The organism is Bombilactobacillus thymidiniphilus (assembly GCF_023380245.1).
GTDB lineage: Bacteria > Bacillota > Bacilli > Lactobacillales > Lactobacillaceae > Bombilactobacillus > Bombilactobacillus thymidiniphilus.
Window position 1 is genome coordinate 585,753 of the sequence record NZ_CP093365.1, and the last position, 21,447, is coordinate 607,199.

At 36.2% G+C, this 21,447-nt stretch carries 24 protein-coding genes; 6 read left to right on the plus strand and 18 right to left on the minus strand.

Features of this window, described 5'->3' with window-relative positions:
* The first annotated feature begins 14 nt into the window (after positions 1-14).
* From MOO47_RS03140 to cls, 3 genes are read left to right on the plus strand one after another with little or no spacing between them, the layout of a single operon-like run.
* Positions 15-845, plus strand: a complete 831-nt coding sequence (locus tag MOO47_RS03140; protein ID WP_249513345.1) for an alpha/beta hydrolase — start codon at positions 15-17, stop codon at positions 843-845.
* A gap of 17 nt (positions 846-862) precedes the next feature.
* Positions 863-1,252, plus strand: a complete 390-nt coding sequence (locus tag MOO47_RS03145; protein WP_249513346.1) for a hypothetical protein — start codon at positions 863-865, stop codon at positions 1,250-1,252.
* Positions 1,253-1,282: 30 nt separating this feature from the next.
* The gene (gene cls, locus MOO47_RS03150) at positions 1,283-2,737 is read left to right on the plus strand and encodes a cardiolipin synthase (RefSeq protein WP_249513347.1); all 1,455 of its coding nucleotides are present in this window, start codon (positions 1,283-1,285) and stop codon (positions 2,735-2,737) included.
* Here cls and MOO47_RS03155 read toward each other — a convergent pair.
* From MOO47_RS03155 to MOO47_RS03170, 4 genes are read right to left on the minus strand one after another with little or no spacing between them, the layout of a single operon-like run.
* Positions 2,732-3,466 (minus strand): NADPH-dependent oxidoreductase, encoded by a 735-nt coding sequence (locus tag MOO47_RS03155; protein WP_249513531.1) that lies wholly within the window; start codon positions 3,464-3,466, stop codon positions 2,732-2,734. The genes cls and MOO47_RS03155 overlap by 6 nt on opposite strands.
* Before the next feature lie 34 nt (positions 3,467-3,500).
* Entirely contained in the window at positions 3,501-4,010 is a 510-nt protein-coding gene (locus tag MOO47_RS03160; protein WP_249513348.1) for a cupin domain-containing protein, read from the minus strand.
* A complete protein-coding gene (locus MOO47_RS03165; protein ID WP_249513349.1) occupies positions 4,007-5,182 on the minus strand; it encodes an MFS transporter in 1,176 nt (391 codons plus the stop codon). The genes MOO47_RS03160 and MOO47_RS03165 overlap by 4 nt, the downstream gene beginning before the upstream one ends.
* A 59-nt stretch (positions 5,183-5,241) precedes the next feature.
* Positions 5,242-5,712, minus strand: a complete 471-nt coding sequence (locus MOO47_RS03170; protein ID WP_249513350.1) for a hypothetical protein — start codon at positions 5,710-5,712, stop codon at positions 5,242-5,244.
* Between the two features lie 76 nt (positions 5,713-5,788).
* Between MOO47_RS03170 and MOO47_RS03175 the strand changes: the two genes are divergently transcribed.
* Entirely contained in the window at positions 5,789-6,625 is an 837-nt protein-coding gene (locus tag MOO47_RS03175) for an aldo/keto reductase (protein ID WP_249513351.1), read from the plus strand.
* 38 nt (positions 6,626-6,663) lie between these two features.
* Here the strand turns inward: MOO47_RS03175 and MOO47_RS03180 are convergent, their stop codons facing one another.
* The 11 genes from MOO47_RS03180 to MOO47_RS03230 all read right to left on the minus strand — a co-directional run bounded on the left by MOO47_RS03180 (position 6,664) and on the right by MOO47_RS03230 (position 13,597).
* Entirely contained in the window at positions 6,664-6,957 is a 294-nt protein-coding gene (locus MOO47_RS03180) for a DUF4176 domain-containing protein (protein WP_249513532.1), read from the minus strand.
* A 9-nt stretch (positions 6,958-6,966) separates the two neighbouring features.
* Positions 6,967-7,743 (minus strand): hypothetical protein, encoded by a 777-nt coding sequence (locus tag MOO47_RS03185; protein ID WP_249513352.1) that lies wholly within the window; start codon positions 7,741-7,743, stop codon positions 6,967-6,969.
* A gap of 27 nt (positions 7,744-7,770) precedes the next feature.
* Positions 7,771-8,190: a hypothetical protein gene (locus MOO47_RS03190; protein WP_249513353.1), complete on the minus strand. Its 420-nt coding sequence runs from the start codon at positions 8,188-8,190 to the stop codon at positions 7,771-7,773.
* 89 nt (positions 8,191-8,279) lie between these two features.
* Positions 8,280-8,531, minus strand: coding sequence for a hypothetical protein (locus MOO47_RS03195; protein ID WP_249513354.1), 252 nt, complete (start codon positions 8,529-8,531; stop codon positions 8,280-8,282).
* A gap of 27 nt (positions 8,532-8,558) precedes the next feature.
* Positions 8,559-9,296: a hypothetical protein gene (locus MOO47_RS03200; RefSeq protein ID WP_249513355.1), complete on the minus strand. Its 738-nt coding sequence runs from the start codon at positions 9,294-9,296 to the stop codon at positions 8,559-8,561.
* Positions 9,297-10,595 (minus strand): T7SS effector LXG polymorphic toxin, encoded by a 1,299-nt coding sequence (locus MOO47_RS03205; RefSeq protein WP_249513356.1) that lies wholly within the window; start codon positions 10,593-10,595, stop codon positions 9,297-9,299.
* A complete protein-coding gene (locus MOO47_RS03210; RefSeq protein WP_249513357.1) occupies positions 10,595-10,948 on the minus strand; it encodes a hypothetical protein in 354 nt (117 codons plus the stop codon). The genes MOO47_RS03205 and MOO47_RS03210 overlap by 1 nt, the downstream gene beginning before the upstream one ends.
* Positions 10,949-10,961: 13 nt before the next feature.
* On the minus strand, positions 10,962-11,213 hold the full coding sequence (locus MOO47_RS03215) for a hypothetical protein (RefSeq protein WP_249513358.1): 252 nt from the start codon (positions 11,211-11,213) through the stop codon (positions 10,962-10,964).
* 145 nt (positions 11,214-11,358) lie between these two features.
* Positions 11,359-11,790, minus strand: a complete 432-nt coding sequence (locus MOO47_RS03220; protein WP_249513359.1) for a YjdF family protein — start codon at positions 11,788-11,790, stop codon at positions 11,359-11,361.
* Positions 11,791-12,081: 291 nt separating this feature from the next.
* Positions 12,082-13,236 (minus strand): MFS transporter, encoded by a 1,155-nt coding sequence (locus MOO47_RS03225; protein WP_249513360.1) that lies wholly within the window; start codon positions 13,234-13,236, stop codon positions 12,082-12,084.
* A gap of 70 nt (positions 13,237-13,306) precedes the next feature.
* Positions 13,307-13,597 carry an ArsR/SmtB family transcription factor gene (locus MOO47_RS03230; protein WP_249513361.1) on the minus strand — a complete coding sequence of 97 codons (291 nt, stop codon included), beginning with the start codon at positions 13,595-13,597 and terminating at the stop codon, positions 13,307-13,309.
* 184 nt (positions 13,598-13,781) lie between these two features.
* On the opposite strand from MOO47_RS03230, the gene MOO47_RS03235 reads away from it, so the two are divergent.
* Positions 13,782-14,303: an acyltransferase gene (locus MOO47_RS03235; RefSeq protein ID WP_249513362.1), complete on the plus strand. Its 522-nt coding sequence runs from the start codon at positions 13,782-13,784 to the stop codon at positions 14,301-14,303.
* 182 nt (positions 14,304-14,485) lie between these two features.
* Here MOO47_RS03235 and aspD read toward each other — a convergent pair whose 3' ends face one another.
* From aspD to MOO47_RS03250, 3 genes are all read right to left on the minus strand, one after another.
* The gene (gene aspD / locus MOO47_RS03240; protein ID WP_249513363.1) at positions 14,486-16,075 is read right to left on the minus strand and encodes an aspartate 4-decarboxylase; all 1,590 of its coding nucleotides are present in this window, start codon (positions 16,073-16,075) and stop codon (positions 14,486-14,488) included.
* A gap of 130 nt (positions 16,076-16,205) precedes the next feature.
* Complete coding sequence (gene nagE / locus MOO47_RS03245) at positions 16,206-18,176, minus strand: N-acetylglucosamine-specific PTS transporter subunit IIBC (RefSeq protein WP_249513364.1); 1,971 nt, start codon at positions 18,174-18,176, stop codon at positions 16,206-16,208.
* Between the two features lie 140 nt (positions 18,177-18,316).
* On the minus strand, positions 18,317-19,711 hold the full coding sequence (locus MOO47_RS03250) for an MFS transporter (protein WP_249513365.1): 1,395 nt from the start codon (positions 19,709-19,711) through the stop codon (positions 18,317-18,319).
* Positions 19,712-19,867: 156 nt separating this feature from the next.
* Between MOO47_RS03250 and MOO47_RS03255 the strand changes: the two genes are divergently transcribed.
* On the plus strand, positions 19,868-21,439 hold the full coding sequence (locus MOO47_RS03255; protein WP_249513366.1) for an Nramp family divalent metal transporter: 1,572 nt from the start codon (positions 19,868-19,870) through the stop codon (positions 21,437-21,439).
* The last annotated feature ends 8 nt before the right edge of the window (positions 21,440-21,447 follow it).

Genomic DNA, 21,447 nt, shown 5'->3' on the forward strand with positions numbered 1-21,447 from the left:
AAGGAATCGTGAAGATGAGTTTTTGGCATCATAGTGGCACTGATCAACAACACACCGCCACTATCCCAATCTGTCAGCTGGCGGATGAAATATCTGTTTTGGATAGCACTGAGCAAATTCCAACTTTTTATGTTCATGGTTTTCGCGGTGGAGACCATACCACCGAAAAAATGGTTGGCTCTGCTCAACAATTCACGGATTCACCTGTTTTTTTACGCGCAACAGTTGATTGGCATGGTAAAATCCATTATTCCGGCTATTGGTCAACTGCGCTACATCCAATTATCCAATTAGTTTTCAAAGATCGCTGGATTGCTTCAAACACCATTGAACGCTGGTTTAACCAGATTCTAAATGATCTGAACCAACGTTACCATTTTCAAAGTTACAACGCTGTCGGACATTCCTTAGGATCCGTGGCGCTCATTTCTTTTCTGATTCATTCTTATAATCGTCCTTTACCACAAATTAATCGCTTAGCCTTAATTGCCGGACCATTTAATGGCGTAGTATTTTTCGGTGATTTGCCAAACATCAACCCACTCAGTCCTAAAGGTCGACCTGCTTTTATGACACCTAAATACTTATGGACTTATTTAAATCGTTTTAAATTTCCCAAGCAAGCGCACGTTTTAAATATATTTGGTAATATTGAGGATTCTTCCAATACTGATCAATATGTTTCCGTGAGCTCGGCGCGTTCTATCAAATATATTTTACAGAATCAAGTTCAGGATTTTCAAGAGTATAATGCGATTGGCTTTAGTGGTGAGCATTCTCAGATGCATGACGATGCAAATGTATTGCGCAAATTGAATAATTTTATATATGCTGAACTTAAATAAAGTGAGGATAATAATCTATGATAAAATTACGCAATTTACATCCATTAATGACTGCCAATTATATGTTAGAATTTTTGAGCTATTTACCCGGGCAACAAATTCAAGAATTACTGCAGACTAACATTAGCCAAACTTCAGCCTTTATTCAACAAGCGATGCACCAAATCATGACCAATGAAAGTGTCACTTGGGGCATCACAACTAAAAATAAGCAAAAGTTAGTAGGCATTATTACCATTAGACTTGAAGACAACAAACAAGCAGTCATCGAAGCTGAATGCGCCGGCGATTTGCCCATAGAAATCATTTTGCGAATTAAATCCTTATTGGCAATGCAACTGCCTGCTTTTACAGTTAGTATTGATCCGCAATCGGATAATCAAACGCAATTAAAAAACAATCTTTAAAAAATTCATTAATATTTGGAGTAATTTATTATGAACTGGATTTTTGGCATTTTAGCTATCACTTTACTTATTAACACGATAGCTGCTATTATAACGGTTTTTCACCGCCATCGCAGTATTCCTACAACTTTAGCATGGTTATTGGTACTGATTTTGTTGCCCGTCATTGGTTTTATTATCTTTGCTTTTTTTGGTCGCGGAATTGCCCAAGAGAACCTTTTTGCTATTAGTAATGAGGAACATATCGGTCTAGATAGATTGAAGCAAATGGCTAAAAATAGTAACAATCGTTTGTATACTGCTACTGAAACCACTCAAATTGCCGCTAAACAAATTACTTATTTTGATCGAAGTGAAGATGCACCTATTACAGTGCACAATAGTACACGGATTTTCACTGATGGCAAAGAAAAGTTCCAAGCACTATTTCAAGACATCCAAAATGCCCAAGAAACCATTCATTTAGAATATTACTCTTTTATTAATGACCCACTAGGCAAACAAGTCGTTGATTTATTGGCTAGTAAAGCTACCGCAGGAGTTGAAGTACGCGTGATCTATGATCGATGGGGCTCGCCGGGCGCTAACGCTAAATTTTTCCAACCGCTAACTGCAGCCGGCGGGCAAGTGATGCCTTTTATAACTTCCCAAAATGCTGTCACCAAAAACCGCTTAAACTACCATTTGCATCGAAAAATCGTGGTCATTGATGGGCAAGTTGGTTGGACGGGCGGCTTTAATATTGGTGAACAATACATTGGCAACAAGCCTAAGTTTGGTTATTGGCGTGATACTCACGTGCGTATTTATGGTTTTGCAGCACTTTCTTTACAGGAACGTTTCTTACTTGATTGGAACGCTTCCGTAGATAAACATCATTCCAAAATATATTTTCAGGAAAAATATTTTCCGCACACTTTAGCGCAACCAACTGATATCATACCCATTCAAATTGTTTCAGATGGACCGGATAGTAATTTCGATACTTTAAAGGGTGGCTTCATGGATTTTATTTTGAATGCTAAAAGAAGTGTTCTCATACAGACACCTTACCTGATTCCCGATGATGCTATGATTGATGCTTTACTAGTTGCCGCACGAGCTGGTATAAAGATCAAGATTATGATTCCGCAAATGCCCGACCATCCCTTTATTTATCGTGCCACGCAATTTTATGCCAATTTATTTACGAAGCACAATATCGAAGTTTATATTTACAAAAATGGTTTCATGCATGCTAAAACGGCTGTTTTCGATAATGAAGTCAGCGCGATTGGTTCCATGAACCAAGATTACCGCAGTTATAGTTTGAATTTTGAAGCGGACGCCTTTTTCTACGATAAAAAAGTCAGCCAACAATTGACTGACATTTTCCAAAATGATATGACTAATAGCGTTTTACTAACACAACAAATGATTGATCAACAATCGCTTTGGCTAAAATTCAAACAACTATTTTCGCGTTTATTATCACCGATTTTATAAAATAAATCCTTGTTCACGCACAAAATTTGCCACTTCCGGACGTCGCACTGTTTTAAACATGGTGACGTTTTTTTGTGTCCAATTTTGTAACTGCCGATTGGTCGGTCGTAGTGTGTAATATTCGTGCATTGTTTGATCATAAGTAGTTACGTCTGCAAAAGTTGTAGCCGAGTATTCATCAATAGCCACCCGATTTTTTAATGGCAAACGTGGCTTGGTCGGATTAACGACTTGAGGATAACCAATCGTCATACCAAACAGTGGTACCGTAAACTTAGGCAAATTGAGTAACGAACGTACTTGCGCTAAATCATTGCGAATTCCGCCAATATAACAGATTCCTAGATCTAGACTTTCCGCTGCCAATGCCATATTTTGCCCAGCAATACTCGTATCAACGACACTGAGCAGTAAAGATTCTAAGCTTTGGAGACCTGCTAAACTTTCGTTATTACGTTCTAAAATTTGTGATTGTCGATACAAATCAGCTATAAAAACATAGAAAACGCCGCTTTTGACGACATAGGTAGGGCAATTGGCCAGCTCACCCAGCGCTTGTCTTTTTGTAGGATCCTTAATTTCAATAATCGAAAAAGCTTGCGCAAAATTCGATGAGGAACCACTTTGCGCTGCTAATAATAATTGTTCCTTGGTTTCATCAGTTAACGGCTTATCTTTAAAATCACGTACTGAAGCGTGTTGTTGCATATGCTTAATTAAATTATCTATAATAACCACTCCCTAAATTAAAAATAGACCGAGTTTATACCCGATCTACCAACTTGTCAACTGCCATTTTATTGATTACTTCTTGCAATTGTGGATATTTTTGCAGTAATTGCTGGCGATCACTGAGAATAAAATCATGGTAATCAAAACCAGGCGCGACTACACAACTAACCACACTAAAACCCGTCTCGCTTTGGATTTCAGCACCAAAAATGGTTTGTTGCGGTACCGTATACTGCAACAACTCACCATTTGCCAAATCCGTGCCTAATTTAACCTGCCAATACTGACCTTCTGGCGAAATACAGTGAATCGTAATCGCTTGCCCTACATGATAAAACCACAGCTCATCATGATTTAATTGATGCAAATGTGATGGACTAGTCGTATCCAGCAAAAATAAAATTGATGTATAACGATAACGTTCACCATTACTTTCCGGCGCAAAATACCGATCTGTGCTGTGAGAAACTTCTTTGAACCAACCGCCTTCAGCATGCGGAGTTAATCCTAATTGTTCAATATATTGTTCTTTGGTATTCATTTTTGAATCCTTTCTAGTTTTACAATAATTAAAACGACTGCAATTGCTAAAATAGCATAAAGCACACCGCTAGAAGCCACTGCTGATAACCCTTTGTCTTGGAACACTCCACTACCAGTAGCAGATCCTAGCGCAATACCGAAATTTGAAAAAATAGAGTTAATGGAAGAAGCCAACAAAATTGATTGTGGATATTTTTGCTCCGCAATATCTAAATAAAAAATGGCAATTGGCGAACTAACTACATACATCACAATTCCAATCATTAAAATCAGCAAAACACTAATTAAACGCCAATTGAAACTCAATGGGAAGATAAGCAACATAATAATTAGTCCTACATAAATTGGCGCCATCAAGCGCAAACCATTATGTTCCGCCAAAACACCACTAATTTGGTTGCTGACAATTGAAGTTATCCCATATAAGAATAAAATCAAAGTTACTCCACCAGCCGAAAAGTGCAATTGCGACGATAGTATCGGGCGTAAATACGTATATAACGGATAAATAGCTGCTAAATTAAGCATCGGCAACCACATACCGACCAAAATTTTTTTATCAGTTAATAATGACAATTGCGCTTTCAAATTGCTTTTAGGCGGTACAATATCGCGTGGCAAACATATAAACATTAAAATCAACGTTACAATACTTAAAATGACAATTAACCAAAAAGTTTGGTGCCAACCAAATTGCACACTTACCCAAGTTCCTACAGGCACACCTAATACAGAAGCAATACTGAATCCAGAATAAATACCTGCCACTAACCGCGGACGTTTATCCATAGGTGCAATATAATTAGCGAAAGTCATGGCAATGGACACTAAAACGCCTGATACCAAGGCAGTAATAACCCTCGATATTGCCAATAAACCAAAAGAATTAGCGACCGCACTCAACAAATTACCCACAATGAAGACAAGCATCAAACTTGTAATCGATTTATATAAGTTAAAATGTCCCAATGCTGTGGCAATAATCGGCGTACTCAACGCGTATATCAGGGCAAACCAAGTTACCAAAGATCCTACACTTACAACTGAAGTATGCAATTGACGTGCAATATCGTTCAAAATACCTACAATCACAAACTCACTAAAACCTAAAGCAAAACTAGTCAAAACTAACACAAAAACTTGCCAACGTAAATTATGTAATTTACTCATGATTTCTCCTTATTTTACAATGAAAAACTGAGGCCCACTGTTAAACCTCAGTTGTTAGACTATAATTGTGTGACTTCAATCTCAATAGATTGTGGAATTACTTGGGATAATTGTTCCTGTAAATCAGCTAGTGAGCATTTAAACGTCATTTGAATGCTTTGGCGATTATTGACCGTAAACACTGCGACCACTTGCGATTTAACACTCGGCAGTTCCACCGGAATCAAAGTAACGTGTGTAATTTTATCATACGCAATAACGTTCGAGAAAAAGCCACTAGTTACTAATTTCTTTTTACCAAGACCGCCGGTACCTTGCATCAATGTGACAGTCAAAAAAGCTGAAACCATTATAATATAAGCCCATGATGGCGAAGGTACACTCAATAACCAAAAGGCAAAAATAACAGTTAAGATCGCACTGAACACTTTATACTTTGCCTTAATAACAATTTGCGCTTGCCAGTACAAGTTAAATACCAAACTGCCTAAAAAGAAAATATCCACGATAATTAAAATTAAACTTGGCAATATCTTATCTCCCTACTATCTTTTCCTATATAATACAGTCAGTTCTTAAAATTAATGATTTTCTAGGAGGTTTGAAATGGATATTCCGAAACTAACCACCAATGATGGGTTAATTTTACCACAAATTGGCTTTGGAACTTATAAATTAAACGGCGCTTTGGGAGTGAATGCAATTACTAGCGCATTAAGCAATCATTATCGCTTGTTGGATACGGCTTTTAACTATGAAAATGAAGGTGCCGTTGGGCAAGCTGTAAAGCGTAGTGAAGTCGAACGTTCACAAATTATTGTTTCATCTAAGTTGCCTGGACGCCATCATCATTATCAAGAAGCCTTGAACACCATTCAAGAATCTTTGTATCGAGCAGGGCTAGATTATTATGATCTTTATTTGATTCACTGGCCTAATCCCAAAGAAGATTTATATGTGCAAGCTTGGCAAGCTTTAATTACAGCGCAACAAATGGGCTTAGTGCGTTCAATCGGTGTATCTAACTTTTTGCCAGAACATATTGATCGCTTAATTGACGAAACTGGCGTCACACCAGCGGTTAACCAAATTGAGCTGCATCCTTATTTCTCAGAAGCCCCGTTGCGTGAATACGATCAAGCGCACCAAATTGTAACACTCGCTTGGAGTCCACTGGGACGTGCAAGTTCAATGCTGCAAGATCCGGTTATTCAAGGCATAGCAAATGACGTCGGTCGCAGCGTAGGACAAGTTATTTTACGTTGGGAAACTCAGCTCGGTGTCTTGCCCATTCCTAAAGCCGCACATGTTTCCCGCCAGCGTGAAAATCTGAATGTCTTCGATTTTGAATTATCACCAGCGCAAATGCAAACCATCACTAACTTAGATCGTCCGGATGGGCGCTTAGATAATCAAGATCCTGCTGAATATGAAGAATTTTAGGCAATAAAAATAACTATCCTTATGGATAGTTATTTTTATTATTCCACTTCACCACGCGGGATTTCGTCTTGATTATCTTCTACCCACTGTTCATATAATTCATTGAAACGTTCGCTATCTTCATCTTGATAGCCTTCAAAAACCACTTCCGCAATATCTTCTTGGTTGAAATAGTAAACTTGCTCCGGATCTAAACCGGCCGGATAAATCGCGCCACTATAGTCAAAATAAACTTCTACACCATTTTGTTCCACCACCGGTCCAACATTCAAAAGCATCACTTTTTGTGAACTATCTTCTAAATAAACAATACTACCAATTGGTAACATAATAATTTCCCCTTATTTTTTGATTTGTTTAAATAACATGTAGGTATCTGCCGTTTCTGCGATAGCAGATGACCCTCCATACCTACGTAAACGCGCAAAGTTTAAATATCCTATTTCTTTAAAACGTTTTTGACTGATTGCTTTTCTATTGAACATAAAAAATGTAAATCTGCAAAGCATGAGCATATAGGTATTCATACATCCCCCAAAAATAAAGCACGCCAAATTATTGAAAATAATGCCTAAAAAAATGGACGAAAATATTCCAATGTAAAGAAGCAAAAAAGTAAGCATTTTTGCTACATAAGAAGTCTTTAACTCAATAGGTTGCAAAACAGATTTTTCATAATTACTGATATCTATCCGTGACTGATTTTTAAGATTGAGCAATATTACAATAAGCGAAAATCCAGCGATAATAAAGCTAAGGCTTAAATAACGATTAGACAAAATCACATCAGACAATAACATCATATTGAAAGGTAACATATTACTACATATAAAGAACATCAATAAAAATATAGGTATCCACCATATTGCAATCCTTCTATCTTGCTTCTCAGTAACATAAGGCTTATGTGTCATCGCACAAAATTTATCTTTTTCGGCATCCACATTATAAACATTCCATTCAGGCATCATATTTACGCGCATACCTCTAACACCGTAGCTGCTAAATTTCTTAGGATCCGCATAATCCAACAAATAATAATGACCGCGGTACTTGATTAAATAATATTGCAAACTTACGCGTCCTACTAAATAAATTCTATAGCCTTTTTCCGGCATTTATTCTCCTAAAATTTAATATAATCATTATTCTTTTACTCGTTTAAATAACATATAAGTATCGCCAGGTTCCATACTTGCCAAAGGCCCCAATTTCATGTAACGGCGAATACATCTCCCAAAGAAGCTGCCACTCATTTGTCTGCTACCAGTTACTTTTCTATCTAGCATAAAATAGATAAATCTCAATAAAATAATGTAATAGCTAGTGGCGCAGCCCAAAAACAATAAAACTAATAAGTTGCCAGAAGCCACTCCTAAACTCATTGAAATAAATAATAGAATGTAAATTACCAAAAATAAACAAATCGTTATGGCCATAGACATTTTTTTGAAATTGGTAGACTCTAAAAACGATTTTTCATACACACTAATATCTATTTGTGGATTATTTTTTATATTTAACAAAATAACAATTGCAATAAAACCGCCAATAATCAAGCTCATACTCAAAAACAAATGCATGGTTGTAATATGAGTTAATAGGGGATTATTAAAAAAAGGAAGCAATATAAAAAATAATACAAGCCAAACAGTCACAAATTTATAATCTTTTTTTTTGTAATATAGTGTTTATTTACTATAGAACAAAATTTATCTTTATCTGTATCTACATTATAAATTGTCCATTTAGGAGTCATTCTTACAGACGATCCTCTAGCGCCATAACTACTAAATTTCTTAGGATCCGCATAATCCAACAAATAATAATGACCGCGGTACTTGATTAAATAATATTGCAAACTTACGCGTCCTACCAAATAAATTCTATAGCCTTTTTCCGGCATTTATTCTCCTAAAATTTAATATAATCATTATTCTTTTACTCGCCTAAATAACATATACAAATCCTTCATTTTCCCATTGGAGGATCTATTTTGCTTCATATGCTTTAGAAATCTGTTACTCTCCATTTGTTTACTACTGGCTAATTGTCTGCTTAACATGAAATAAATAAATCTACTAAACATAAACATATAACTCATTACACAACCTGAAATAATTAATACTAATAAATTTCGAGAAAACACACCCAAACATACTGCTGAAAATAAAGATATATAAGTCATTAAAAATACAATTATCTTTAATTTTAAAGAGGGAGTCTTAAAATTAGTTGATTCTAAAAAAGTTTTTTTATATTTATTTACATCTACTTTAGGTTTATTTACAAAATGTAATAGCATAACAATAGCTACAAATCCAGTTAAAACAACACTTATACTGCTTAGATTATTAACAAAGGTAAAAGAACTATTCAACAGTGGTATTGCTAAACACAAAATAACGATAAAAGCTATGGCTATATTATGATCTTGTTCTTTTGTGATATAAGGTTTATGCGCCAGAGCACAAAATTCATCTTTAACCGCATCCACATCATATATACTCCATTTTCGCGTCATTCTTGCAGAAGCTCCTCTAGCGCCATAACTGCTAAGTTTCTTAGGATCCGCATAATCCAATAAATAGTAATGACCGCGGTACTTGATTAAATAATATTGCAAACTTACGCGTCCTACTAAATAAATTCTGTATCCTCTTTCCGACATTTAAAAAGATCCTTTAAAGGACTTACCAACATTATTTAACATGTTCCCCGTCCAACTAGTCGCACTTTTCCAGTCCTTTTTGACACTATTGCCGACATCATCTACTCGATCACCCGTCCAATTGACTGCATTTCTAACAGTTTTGTTATTTTTATACAAATAATCAGCACCATATGCTATTCCAACTCCTGATAATACAACTGCTCCTGTAACAAGATCTTCAGGTAAAGTTGCTACAACCCCCAAACCAATCAATCCATCAACTGCAGAATCAATACCAACACCTGCTAAAATACTGCCACCAGTAACAGCACCACTATAAACCACGCCTCTACCAATATTTTTATTATGGTTGTCGTCATTAAAATCTTTGTACGTATTATAAAAATCTAGCGCGTCAAATCCCTTATCAATAACTTTAATACCTTTTTTAGCTGCCACACCTAAGCCCTCGCTAAAACTATTCTTCATACCTTTTAGCGAACCAGTAAATTCTTTTCTCAACTTATTAGTGTCTTTTACAAACCGCCCTTTAACATCGCGCGGCTGTAATTTGGCCGCCCAAGCTCTACCAATGTTCTTTTTCTCTTTGAAAATTTTCTTAACCATGCTTTCAAACGGTGCCTTGAATATCTTTTTAGCCCCTTCTTCCACAATTCCTTCAATGATTTCATCTGCAATACTTTTATCGTCTGTCTTATAGCTGCCATCTTTATAGGTAATTGTCGTCTTTAGCACGAGCACTTTTTTGATCGCACTCTTGTAATCATCCATGATGCCATCAAACAAGCCATTCACTTCTGAATTAAAATTACGCAATTTTTCCAGCTTCTTTTGTAGGCGGCGAATATCACTTTCTAAATTATTAGCCATGCTCGCCATATTTTTTTGAGCACCCGAAGTATCCAGTAGCTTGCCAGCGGTCTTTTTAATCGTTTGGGCGGTCGCTTCCACCGCACTTTTCATATTCTTTTTGATCTGAATTTGCGCGTTCAGTTGATCTTCGCTCAAATAAGATTCACTATTTAACTTCTGATCCGCCTGCTTATATTTGCTTAAATCCTTGGACATACTGTCAAAAACGTTCGTCACTTGCGCAATTGTCGGCAAAATAACATCGCTAAAAACACCTTTAGCCGCTTTGTAAGCTGTACCAGACAGTGTTTTGCCATCCACTGCTTCAATAATTTTTTGACTGGCGTCTTTTAATTTCTTAACATCAGCTTGCGCACTTTTTAAATTGCTCGTTAAGCTGTTAATTAAATCTTGTGATTCAGAACTTACATAAATCAAGCCCATTAAATTTTCCCCCTCTGGCGATAAAGTTCATCGCGTTCGTCATCTAAATTACGTAATTTAGTATGACAATCCTCAGCAATTTGTTCATGTGTATCTTGAAAATAGCGTTGAAACTGGCGCTCTTGTTGAACGTTGGCTTCTTGAGCGCCAAGACTGGCTTGGTCACCGCGATTAATATTTTCGACATTAATTTGGCTAATCTTACGAAAATTTTGTTGTAAGTATCGCTGTAAATCAGCCAAAGCCATCGCTAATTTGTGTTGCGTTTGCTTTAAATCATCAGCCTGTTCCTCATTTTGGAGCAATAAGCGCTGATTGACCTCGCGTTTGGTTTCCGGATCTTTTTCTTCCATTAATTAGCCCCCACTAAAATTTAATATTGCGATCCGTTTGCGCAATTAATTTGGCAATTTGCGGGAATTTAGCACTTTGTGTTTGGACACTTTTCACCAATTGAGACAACACTGCTAGCATGCCGTTATTGATTTCCATGGCTTTAGTCATCCCCGAAATATTACTGACCGCTACCGTGGCCGTCTTGCCCTTGCTTACTTCCATCGACTTAGCACTGGCGGCAGCCGCACTAGCCGCACTTTGATTTGATGCAATTTTAGTCATGAATTTTTACTTCCCCAATAAAGATTAAAAACACGTCGCAATTTTATCACATAATTATTAAATAATGAATTTAGTTTACTATTTCACAAAAAAAGACAAAATAAAAAAGCCGCAACTTATTTTCATTGCTGCTTTTCCAAAAATATTAATGTCCCTTATGCTTTTGCAATTTCTTTTCCTGTTTTAATTGGAACTGCCTGGCTTTATATTCTTGTGTTTTTCTACTATTATGTTTTTTATTAAGGAGTTTATTTGACTCACGTTGCTTATTTAATTCTTGCTGTGCCTTAGTTCCTGAGAACAAAGAATTAACTTGTTTCTTAGCCTGCCTTTGAAGACGCTTCGGATTAATATGCTTCGATGTTTTTATATAATCATCATCATCCTTATCTTCAAAAAAAGACAATTTATCCCAGAAATCGAAGCTAAAAACAATATTGTAAATATCAACATTTTTGGGCCTAGAAGTACCAAAAACGTAAGAGGCTACACTATATACACCACCTGCCCTATTTTCAATAATAGCTTTATAAAAAGGATCATCAAACACTATAGTCATGGTCATAATTCCACACATTCGTATACCTCTTAAAATCTTTTTATTCCAGCCGAAACCAGTAGAATAATTAATCTAAAAGTAATACTGTGACAATTAAAACACATGTAGATTAAAAAGCAATATTTTTTTATTTGTAAAAGACAGGTTATAGATTCAAGACGAACACTTCCTAAAAATCTCAATGATAGTTGAGACTATAATGGTCTTTGATTCACTGAAAGCAATTCTTCGAAGAGTTGTTCATGGGGATCTTTCACTGATTAAGATATGGTAAGTGGAAGTTATATAAACTGATTTATTGGGCAATCATTAATTTTTTATGTTTTTAAATATTCCCGTGACTGTATAAAGAAATAATGCTATTAAAATCATTATTGCAGCAAATGGTCCAATTCCTACATACCCAGTAAATTGTTTAAATAGTAATCCTCCAGCAACGCCAGCAATTGTTTCCCCTAGATACATAGCTGCATTGGATAATGAAGATATTGTACTTCTGGCATTCTTAACAGTACTTTGCAACGTAGTCATAAATAGAGGAAAAATAAATCCATTCACAAGAAAAACTAGTGTTAATAATATTTCGGACGACCAAAAATTTTTGGAAAATGGAGTAATTAAATATAGCATAATTAAAATAATTAATTCCACCAAGAATGTTCGTTCCAGTCCAAATTTATTAACAAGTTTACTGCTAGTTAATGATCCTATTAAATTACCAGCCCCAATAGCTATCATTGCGGTACCTATATTAGATAATGATAATCCAAAACTACCACTGAACCATGTGGAAATAAATGTGGTTGCTGTAAAAGATCCTATCTGAAAAACACAATAAGCCAATAAATAGCTAAGTGCCTTTTTATTGGATAAAACTTGAGAATATGTCTTAAAAAACGATAGGTGATCTCTTTGTCCTATCTCTAATTCTGGTAGTTCAAAAATTAAAAGTAATAACAACAATAGAGCTGATACTGAAATTACATAAAAAGGTGTACGCCAAGACACAACAGCTAAATAACTTCCAATAGGAATTCCAACTAATTGTGATACTGACAAACCTGCAGTTGCATACCCCATGACTTTTACAATATCCTTTTTATTAACGACTACAGGAATAGAAGCCCAAACCTGTGGCGTAACAAATGATGCACTAATACCCGCTAGCAGTCTGAACAAAAGCATTAAAGTAAAACTTTTAGCAAAGGCGCACAAAAAAGTAGAAATTGCAAAGAACAATAATCCCCAAAGCATTACCTTTTTACGATCTCTACCATCGGAAATGGGGCCTGAAATTAATGCGAATACTGCATATCCTATGGCGTATGCACTTACCATCCAGCCTGATATAGAAGTAGGGATATTGTATAACTTACTTAATGTTGGTAACAGTGGCGAAATCAAAAAAGTATCTGTTCCGATTAAGAACATTGTTAGAAAAAACATAATTGAATATTTTTTCATTTTAGCACCTCTTTCATTGTTTTAAAATTATCGAACTAAAAACGTAAACAAAAATATGACAAAGTATTTGTCATATTATGTCCAAAAATCCAGGCAATACCTTTTCAATAAAGTCTCTATTTAAGCTTACAAATCTATTCTGTCCAGCTTTCCTGGTATTAGTGAGTCCGGCCTCTCTTAATATTTTAAAATGATAAGAGATAGTTGATTTACTAATATCTAACCTCTCACCAATTTCCCCACAATTCCATTCTTTATCTTGAGAGTTCAAAATATGGATGATTGTTAAACGAGCTTCATCAGATAGTGCTTTAAATATTTGAACACGAATTTCATCTTTGGTTAGTCTTTCGATAATCATAAAATAATGATAGTATCGAAATGTTTTTAAGTCAATGGTATTATTCTAAATGTTACTTAAATATCACTTTTTTATGTTTAATTTAATATAATTATAATATTAAATTTATAATGACATTTTATTACTTATGGTGATAATTCATCATAAACCAATTGTTCTTACTACTAAGATTAAGAAGGTAAATATGAATTTAATTGATGACGAATCAAATATAATTGATTCTAAACTGGGTAATTTTGATTGGGTTAGATTATTCTCTAAAATAACTAATACTAAAATTGGAGATGATGTTTTTATTGGATTCAGTAACTTAATACAAAATTCAGTTATTGGCAATAATGTCCAAATAGCTTCTAGATCAGTTATAGGATTTGCCAATGAGAATTATGCTGTCATTGAGGACTGTGTTTGGATAGGAGCACAGGCTATTATTGACCCAGGAATTACTGTGCACGAAGGAGCTGTTATTGGTGCTAGGACTCATGTAACAAAAGATGTTGCTCCCTTTACCGTAGTAAAGGGAAGCAGTGAATACACTCATGAAAGAAAAGTTACAGGATTGAAGAAGCCCAATTTTAGGAAGTTTTTATTATATCATCTCCAATTGAAAGAAAGAAATATGTACATTAAAGCGGATGCTAATGGTAATTATATATCTGACAGAATTAATAGCTCATATTATGAATATCTTACTGGTATAAGTTGATATTTATAATTATGTGCTGATTAGATTGATGTGACCCCCAAAAATTTAAGACAGATTAATAACTAAAAGGATTGATTGCCGATATTATATCGGCGTCAATCCTTTTAGTTAAATATATAAAATAGACCACAAGTTTTACTTGTGGTCTATTTCTATCTTGTATGAATGTATTAAGCCGCAACTTATTTTTGCTGCTGCTTTTCCCATTCAGTATACATACTATCTAACAAATGGATTAAACGCTGGCCAATTTGCTTATATTGCTGCGTGGCTAAGTTGGCGAGCGAAATCCGCACCGACCACGTATCACTGCCAAACGGACTGGTTTTCAATAACATGACGTGCTCTGTTTCCGCCAACTTCACCAACAACTGCGTCGGCGTCCACTTATCAGTCACATACTGCCGAAAATCTTGCCCATAACGTCCAGCGATCCACTTAGCTAAATCAATATCGCAATAATAAGCAGTATCCCACGTTGGCAACGGCTGCTTAATGCCCAGCGTATCGAATAATAACTTTTCACGCGTATGACAAATATTCATGACTTCTTTTTTATACTCTCGTCCTTCATCTAAAACACCATATAACGAAAATAAAGCAATCATCGCTTGCGCAACCGTTGATAAGCCAGCTGCATGATTTAACGCAATATCACGCGAATCAGCCACTAATAAATCAATAAAATGTAACTCTTGTTCAGAACTAATCGCTTCATAACGCTGTTGCAGTTCTTGTACTAATGCCGTCGGCAATTTCAGCATTAATTCATCAAAAACATTTTCTTGATTAACCGCAATCGCCCCAACACGCCAACCAGTAGCGCCAAAATATTTCGAAAAAGAATACAAACAAACCGTATTATAAGGCAAAGCCGCGAATAAAGATTTGAATTTAGGCACAAAAGTACCATACACATCATCCGTCACCAGCATCAAATCCGAACGATCAGTTTGCACAATTCGCTGAATATACGCAATATTTTGGTCATTCATTGCATTAGCTGTCGGATTGCTGGGATTGACCACAAAAGCCGCTTTCACACGCGGATCACGTAACTTATCTAATTCTGTCGTTGGATATTCATAACTCACACCATTATCACGCTGTATTTTATGGGCGCGGATCTCCACAACATCAAAGTTAAATACCGGTAACTTAGGAATTTCCAAATAAGGTGCAAATGTCGGCAAAAACAAAGCAATTCGATCATGCGACTGTAATAATTTAGTATTTAACAATGTATCAAACAAATAACAAATTCCTGCAGTGCCACCTTCCACTGGAAAAACGTCAAAATCTAATGATTGACTAGCAAACAATTCTTTTGTTAGATAATTTTTCAAAGGTTGTTCCACAGGGGCTAAACATCGCACAGGAGCCGGATAATTATCACCAATTACTGCATCACACATCGCTGTCAGCCAATCATCAACCGGCATGCCTAAAATAGCTTGTTGCTCGGTAATAATCTGGTGTAAAAAAGTGGCTGCTGGACTAGGATGTGCCTGTAAAAAATCTTTGAAACGTTGTAAGCGTTGATTTTGCGGCTTAATTTGTTTTGCTAGTAGATCTTTAGAATCTGTCAAAGTTTCTTGTACCGCGAATTGTCCTAACAAGAAAAAAGCAGCTCGTGGTGTTGGTGCAGTCCAGTTAGGATTACCTCTTCCGGCATTTAGCAATTCAGATCCTTTGGAATCTTTGATTTTTTGTTCAAGATATAGACTTAATTCAAACGGACTTAATTGTTCGATAGTTTGATCTTCTGACATACTTTGTTAAACTCCTGTTCAAATACTACTGTCTAGTATACATTTACCGTAACCCAATTAACGCAAAACTTTCGTAAATTCAATAAAAAATCTCAAATCCAAAAAATAATTTTTGAACTTGAGACGTAATTTATTTATTATGAGTGGTCAAAACCAATTGCTGCGGCGTAACAGTTGCCTGTCCAAACTTAAAGCGTAAATACCCGATTTCTTCCATATTGGTAATTACAATCATAGTAGTTATCTTTTTACCAGCGGCTTGCACAGCAGCTAGATCCATTGTAGCCAAGAGCTCGCCATGTCGAATTTGTTGCCCAGCTTGCACAGCGACATTAAATGGCTTGCCGTCCAAGCTCACCGTATCAATTCCCATGTGCACCAAAATTTCCAAGCCCGTCGCTGTCTTAATGCCAATTGCATGTTTAGTCGGGAAAACATTAGTAATCTCGCCATCCACAGGTGCCATAATTTGATTATTATCCGGCTCAACTGCATAGCCATCGCCCAACATTTTTTCTGCAAAAGTAGGATCAGCGACTTGTTCTAAATCTAACAGTTGCCCATTTGCTACCGCATAAAAGTCGGTATTTTCACCAGCATGCTCTCTTGTAGCTACTGGCGCTTTAGGTGTCGTTGAAGCTGTTGCAGTTTTATTGATTGGTGCTTTTTGTTCCAATAATTGACGTAAAGCATTAGCTGTAAATTCAACTTCCGTGCCGATAATGATTTGTAGATGCGTGGCATCAATTACATTTATTCCCACAGCACCAGCCGCTTTAATCGCCGCTGTTTCAATTTTAGCAGTATCTTTTAACTGAAGACGCAAGCGTGTAGTGCAATTGTCGACTACCGTTAAATTAGCAGATCCTCCTAGTGCAGCGTAAATTTGCTTAGCTTGGCGCATAAATTTATCATCAGCTGCATCAATTATTTCCGTTGGAGTATTAACTTCTTCCAGTGGCTCTCTGCCTGGGGTCATTAAATTGAATTTTTTAATTGCAAAGTTGAAAGTTACATAATAAATCACCGCCATAACTACACCTTGTACTAACAACATTAAAGGCATGTTGGCAATCGGTACGCGCAAACTCAACAAGTAATCTACTAAACCTGCACTAAAAGTAAAGCCGGCAGTCCAATGCATAATTGCTGCAAAAGCTAATGATAAACCGGTTAACATCGCATGTAATAAATATAACGGCCAAGCGACAAACATAAATGAAAACTCTAATGGTTCTGTAACGCCAGTGAAGAATGAAGCAAAACCGGCAGCTAACATTAAAGAACCCGTTTCTTTTTTGCGTTGTGGTAAAGCATTACGATAGATTGCATATGCCCCAGCAGGCAAACCAAACATCATCACCGGGAAAAAGCCAGCTAAATACATCCCAGTAACACCTTTAGTACCAGTGCTCGACCAGAAATTAGCAATGTCATTGATACCAGCAATATTAAACCAGAATACTGAATTGAGCGCTTGATGTAATCCCGTTGGGATCAGCAAACGGTTGAATAAACCAAATAACCCTGCACCGATCCAGCCTAACGAGACAATATATTTACCAAAAGCGACTAATGCCGTATAAATTGGTGGCCAAATCACAATTAATAAAGCAGAAATTACTAACATTACTAAAGAAGCAATAATCGGCACTAATCTTTTACCACTAAAAAAAGAAAAAGCCATAGGTAATTTAGTATTGTGAAAGCGATTATATAACGCTGCCACCACTAGCCCTGTCATAATTCCAATAAAAACATTGCCCTTAATTTGTGTAAAAGATACATCAACAGCGCTAGTTTTAATATTGAGCAAAGTTGCCATTTGTTGCGGATCTAAAATATACATCGGGATTTGGTAAGCTACTAATCCCGCCAAAGCAGCAGCTCCACTGTGATCTTCAGACATACCAAAGGCCAAACCGACCGCAAATAAAATTGCCAAACTGCCCAAAATGGCGTTGCCACCAATTTGTAAGTATTGTGCAATTGCCCATTTTGCCGGTAGCCAGTGCCCAATGCCGACTAATAAAGCGGCGGCTGGCAAAACTGAAACAGGTAATTGCAGTGAACGTCCCATTCTTTGCAAGTAATCTTTCATACAGGTTTACTCCTTAAACCAACTGATTTTATTAACAAAAACAGTTTAGCCAACCTGCTGATAAACGTCAAGCAAAAATTCAAATTGGTCTATTTAATTAACTATTGATATTATAATATTTAGGTAAAATTGGTATACACCTATTTCTTTGATTTAATCGAAACATCACGAATAATAGCAGCGAAAAAGACATCAACTACTGAAATTATTAAAAAAACCCCAAATGTCCAGTGAAATTGCTGTTGTTGGCGCTGCAATTGACTGCCGGCAGAACTCGGCAAAGCTAAAAGTATCGTTGCTAAAGCCACCCCTAGAGCGCCTAAAATTTGGCGCAAAGTTGTAATCACAGCAGTGCCATGGGAAATAAATTGTTTTGGTAAAGCATTTGCTCCCATAGTTGTTGCTGGCATCATGACAAAAGCATTGCCACCTTCAATAATGGCAGCTAGCAACAACAGCCACCAAATAGTTAAATTTTCATTCAATACGAATAAACCTAACCAGCCAATGACAATTAAGATTGTGCCGATTGATAAAGTCAGCTTAAAGCCTAATTTATCCGCTAAAATGCCGGTCAAAGGATTCAAAACGCTTAACACCACTGCTCCCGGAACAAGTGCAATTCCCGAGATAAAAGGTGATAAATGTAAAACATTTTGATAGTAAAGTGGAAAAATAATGGTAACTACTATTAGGGAAACATATGAAAATCCGGTCAATAATACTGCCAAATCAAAATTGAACGTTTGCAAAACACGTAGTTGCAAAAGTGGCTGATGATTAGTCAGCTGGCGCCAAATAAAGATAATCAGTCCGACCACACTGCTTAATAAAATAATTGTTAAAGTCTTGTTCCAAGATAGATTTTTGCCACTAGTCGTTAAAACATACAAAAATCCGATAAAACTAAACGAAGATAACACCGAAATAATATCTAGTTTACTATGTTGCAAGGATAATGGACTCAGCACTGTCTGAATCGCTATAAGCGCTACCACAGTCAGCACCACAAAAAACAAAATAAAAACGCCTTGCCATGCAAAAAAATGCAAAACCACACCAGAGACAATCGGCCCAACTGCTAGAGCTGATCCCATAACTAAGCCTGCAAAGCCCATCACTGTTCCACGCTGTTCTTCATCTGTAATATCTAATAAAACAGTTTGATACGAAGGAAATAAAACACCAACTGCCACTGCTTCTAGTGCACGCCCCAATAGCATTGTTCCAAAATTAGGTGCCCAAATAATTAATAATGTACCCACATCAAATATTATCAATAAACTAATAAATAATTTTTTAAAGGGAATATTAGCTAATAACCATGGGCTAACTGGGATCATGACTGTCATAATTAACATGAACCCAGTTGTTAGCCATTGCACTGCTGAAGCGTTAATATGAAAATAACGCATCAGAGTTGGGTAAGCTGTCGATAATGCTGACTGGCTAATGGACATGGTAAAAGTTCCCGCCAACAATGTTAAAACAAAAATCCAATATTTTTTACCGTGTAATTTAACTTGATCTGCCATTTTTCTTAACTCCTCAGTTTTGGCTTTAGATTAATTATTACTACGCTTTCATAAAATAGCAATTAAAGCGTATTTTTAAGTATGCTTAATTTTAGGTTTAATTTTACTGAAAGTAGGAGTATCATTGTCTCTTGGGAAAAGTAAGGAGGAATTTTTGTGGTAGAAAATACTAAGAAAAAACACCACTTAATAGAGTATGCAAATGGTCCCTCACTAGAAGAAATCAACGGTACTGTTGACGTTCCAAAAAATAAGGGATTTTGGCGGATGCTATTAGCTTATTCAGGTCCGGGCGCACTGGTGGCGGTTGGTTATATGGATCCAGGTAACTGGTCTACATCCATCACTGGCGGACAAAATTTTCAATATTTACTAATGTCGATCATCTTAATTTCAAGTTTGATTGCGATGCTATTGCAATACATGGCGGCCAAACTCGGGATTGTGACGCAAATGGACTTAGCGCAAGCCATTCGTGCACGAACTAGTAAATCATTAGGCATTATTTTATGGATTTTGACAGAGTTAGCGATTATGGCAACAGATATTGCCGAAGTTATTGGGGGCGCAATCGCTTTATATCTGCTCTTCAAAATTCCATTAGTTATTGCCGTTTTCATTACCGTTTTCGATGTTTTATTGTTGTTATTACTAACCAAAATCGGCTTCCGCAAAATCGAAGCTTTGGTTGTCGCTTTAATTGTCGTAATTTTAGCTATTTTCGCTTATCAAGTAGCTTTATCAGACCCTAACTGGGGGGCGGTATTGAAAGGATTAGTGCCTAGTGCGCGGTCCATGTCAACTAGCGAACAAGTTGGTGGAATGACACCGTTAAGTGGTTCTTTAGGAATCATCGGAGCAACAGTTATGCCACATAATTTGTACTTGCATTCTTCCATTTCACAAACACGTAAAATTGATCATAGTAGTGAAAAAGATATAGCAGAAGCTGTTAAATTTTCTGCTTGGGATTCCAATATTCAATTAACATTTGCTTTCTTTGTGAATGCGTTATTATTGATTACTGGTGTAGCAGTCTTTAAATCAGGTTCCGTTCAAGATCCTTCTTTCTTTGGCTTGTATGAAGCTTTATCAGACACTTCCAAAATGAGTAATGGGATTTTGGCTAATGTTGCACAAACCGGCGTCTTATCTACTTTATTCGCCGTAGCTTTATTAGCTTCCGGACAAAACTCCACAATCACTGGTACTTTAACTGGACAAGTTATCATGGAAGGTTTCATTCACATGCGTATGCCACTTTGGTTACGTCGTTTGGTAACACGGTTAATATCCGTTATTCCAGTTTTAGCTTGTGTATTAATGACGAGTGGTCAATCTGATATCCAACAACATCAAGCTTTAAATGATTTAATGAATAATTCGCAAGTCTTCTTAGCATTTGCTTTACCATTTTCAATGTTGCCATTATTGATGTTTACTGACAGTAAGATCGAAATGGGACAACGTTTTAAAAACTCCATGTGGATCAAGATTTTAGGCTGGATTTCTGTTATTGGCTTAACTTACTTGAACTTAAAAGGTTTACCTGATTCCATTGCTGGTTTCTTCGGTGATCATCCAACTGCTGGACAAGTAGAAACAGCTAACATTTTGGCTTATATTGCCATGTTCTTAGTTTTAGCCTTACTAGTTTGGACAATTATTGAACTTTACAAAGGTAATAAACGTTTCGAACAACAACAAATATCTGAATCAGATAAATAATTAACAAC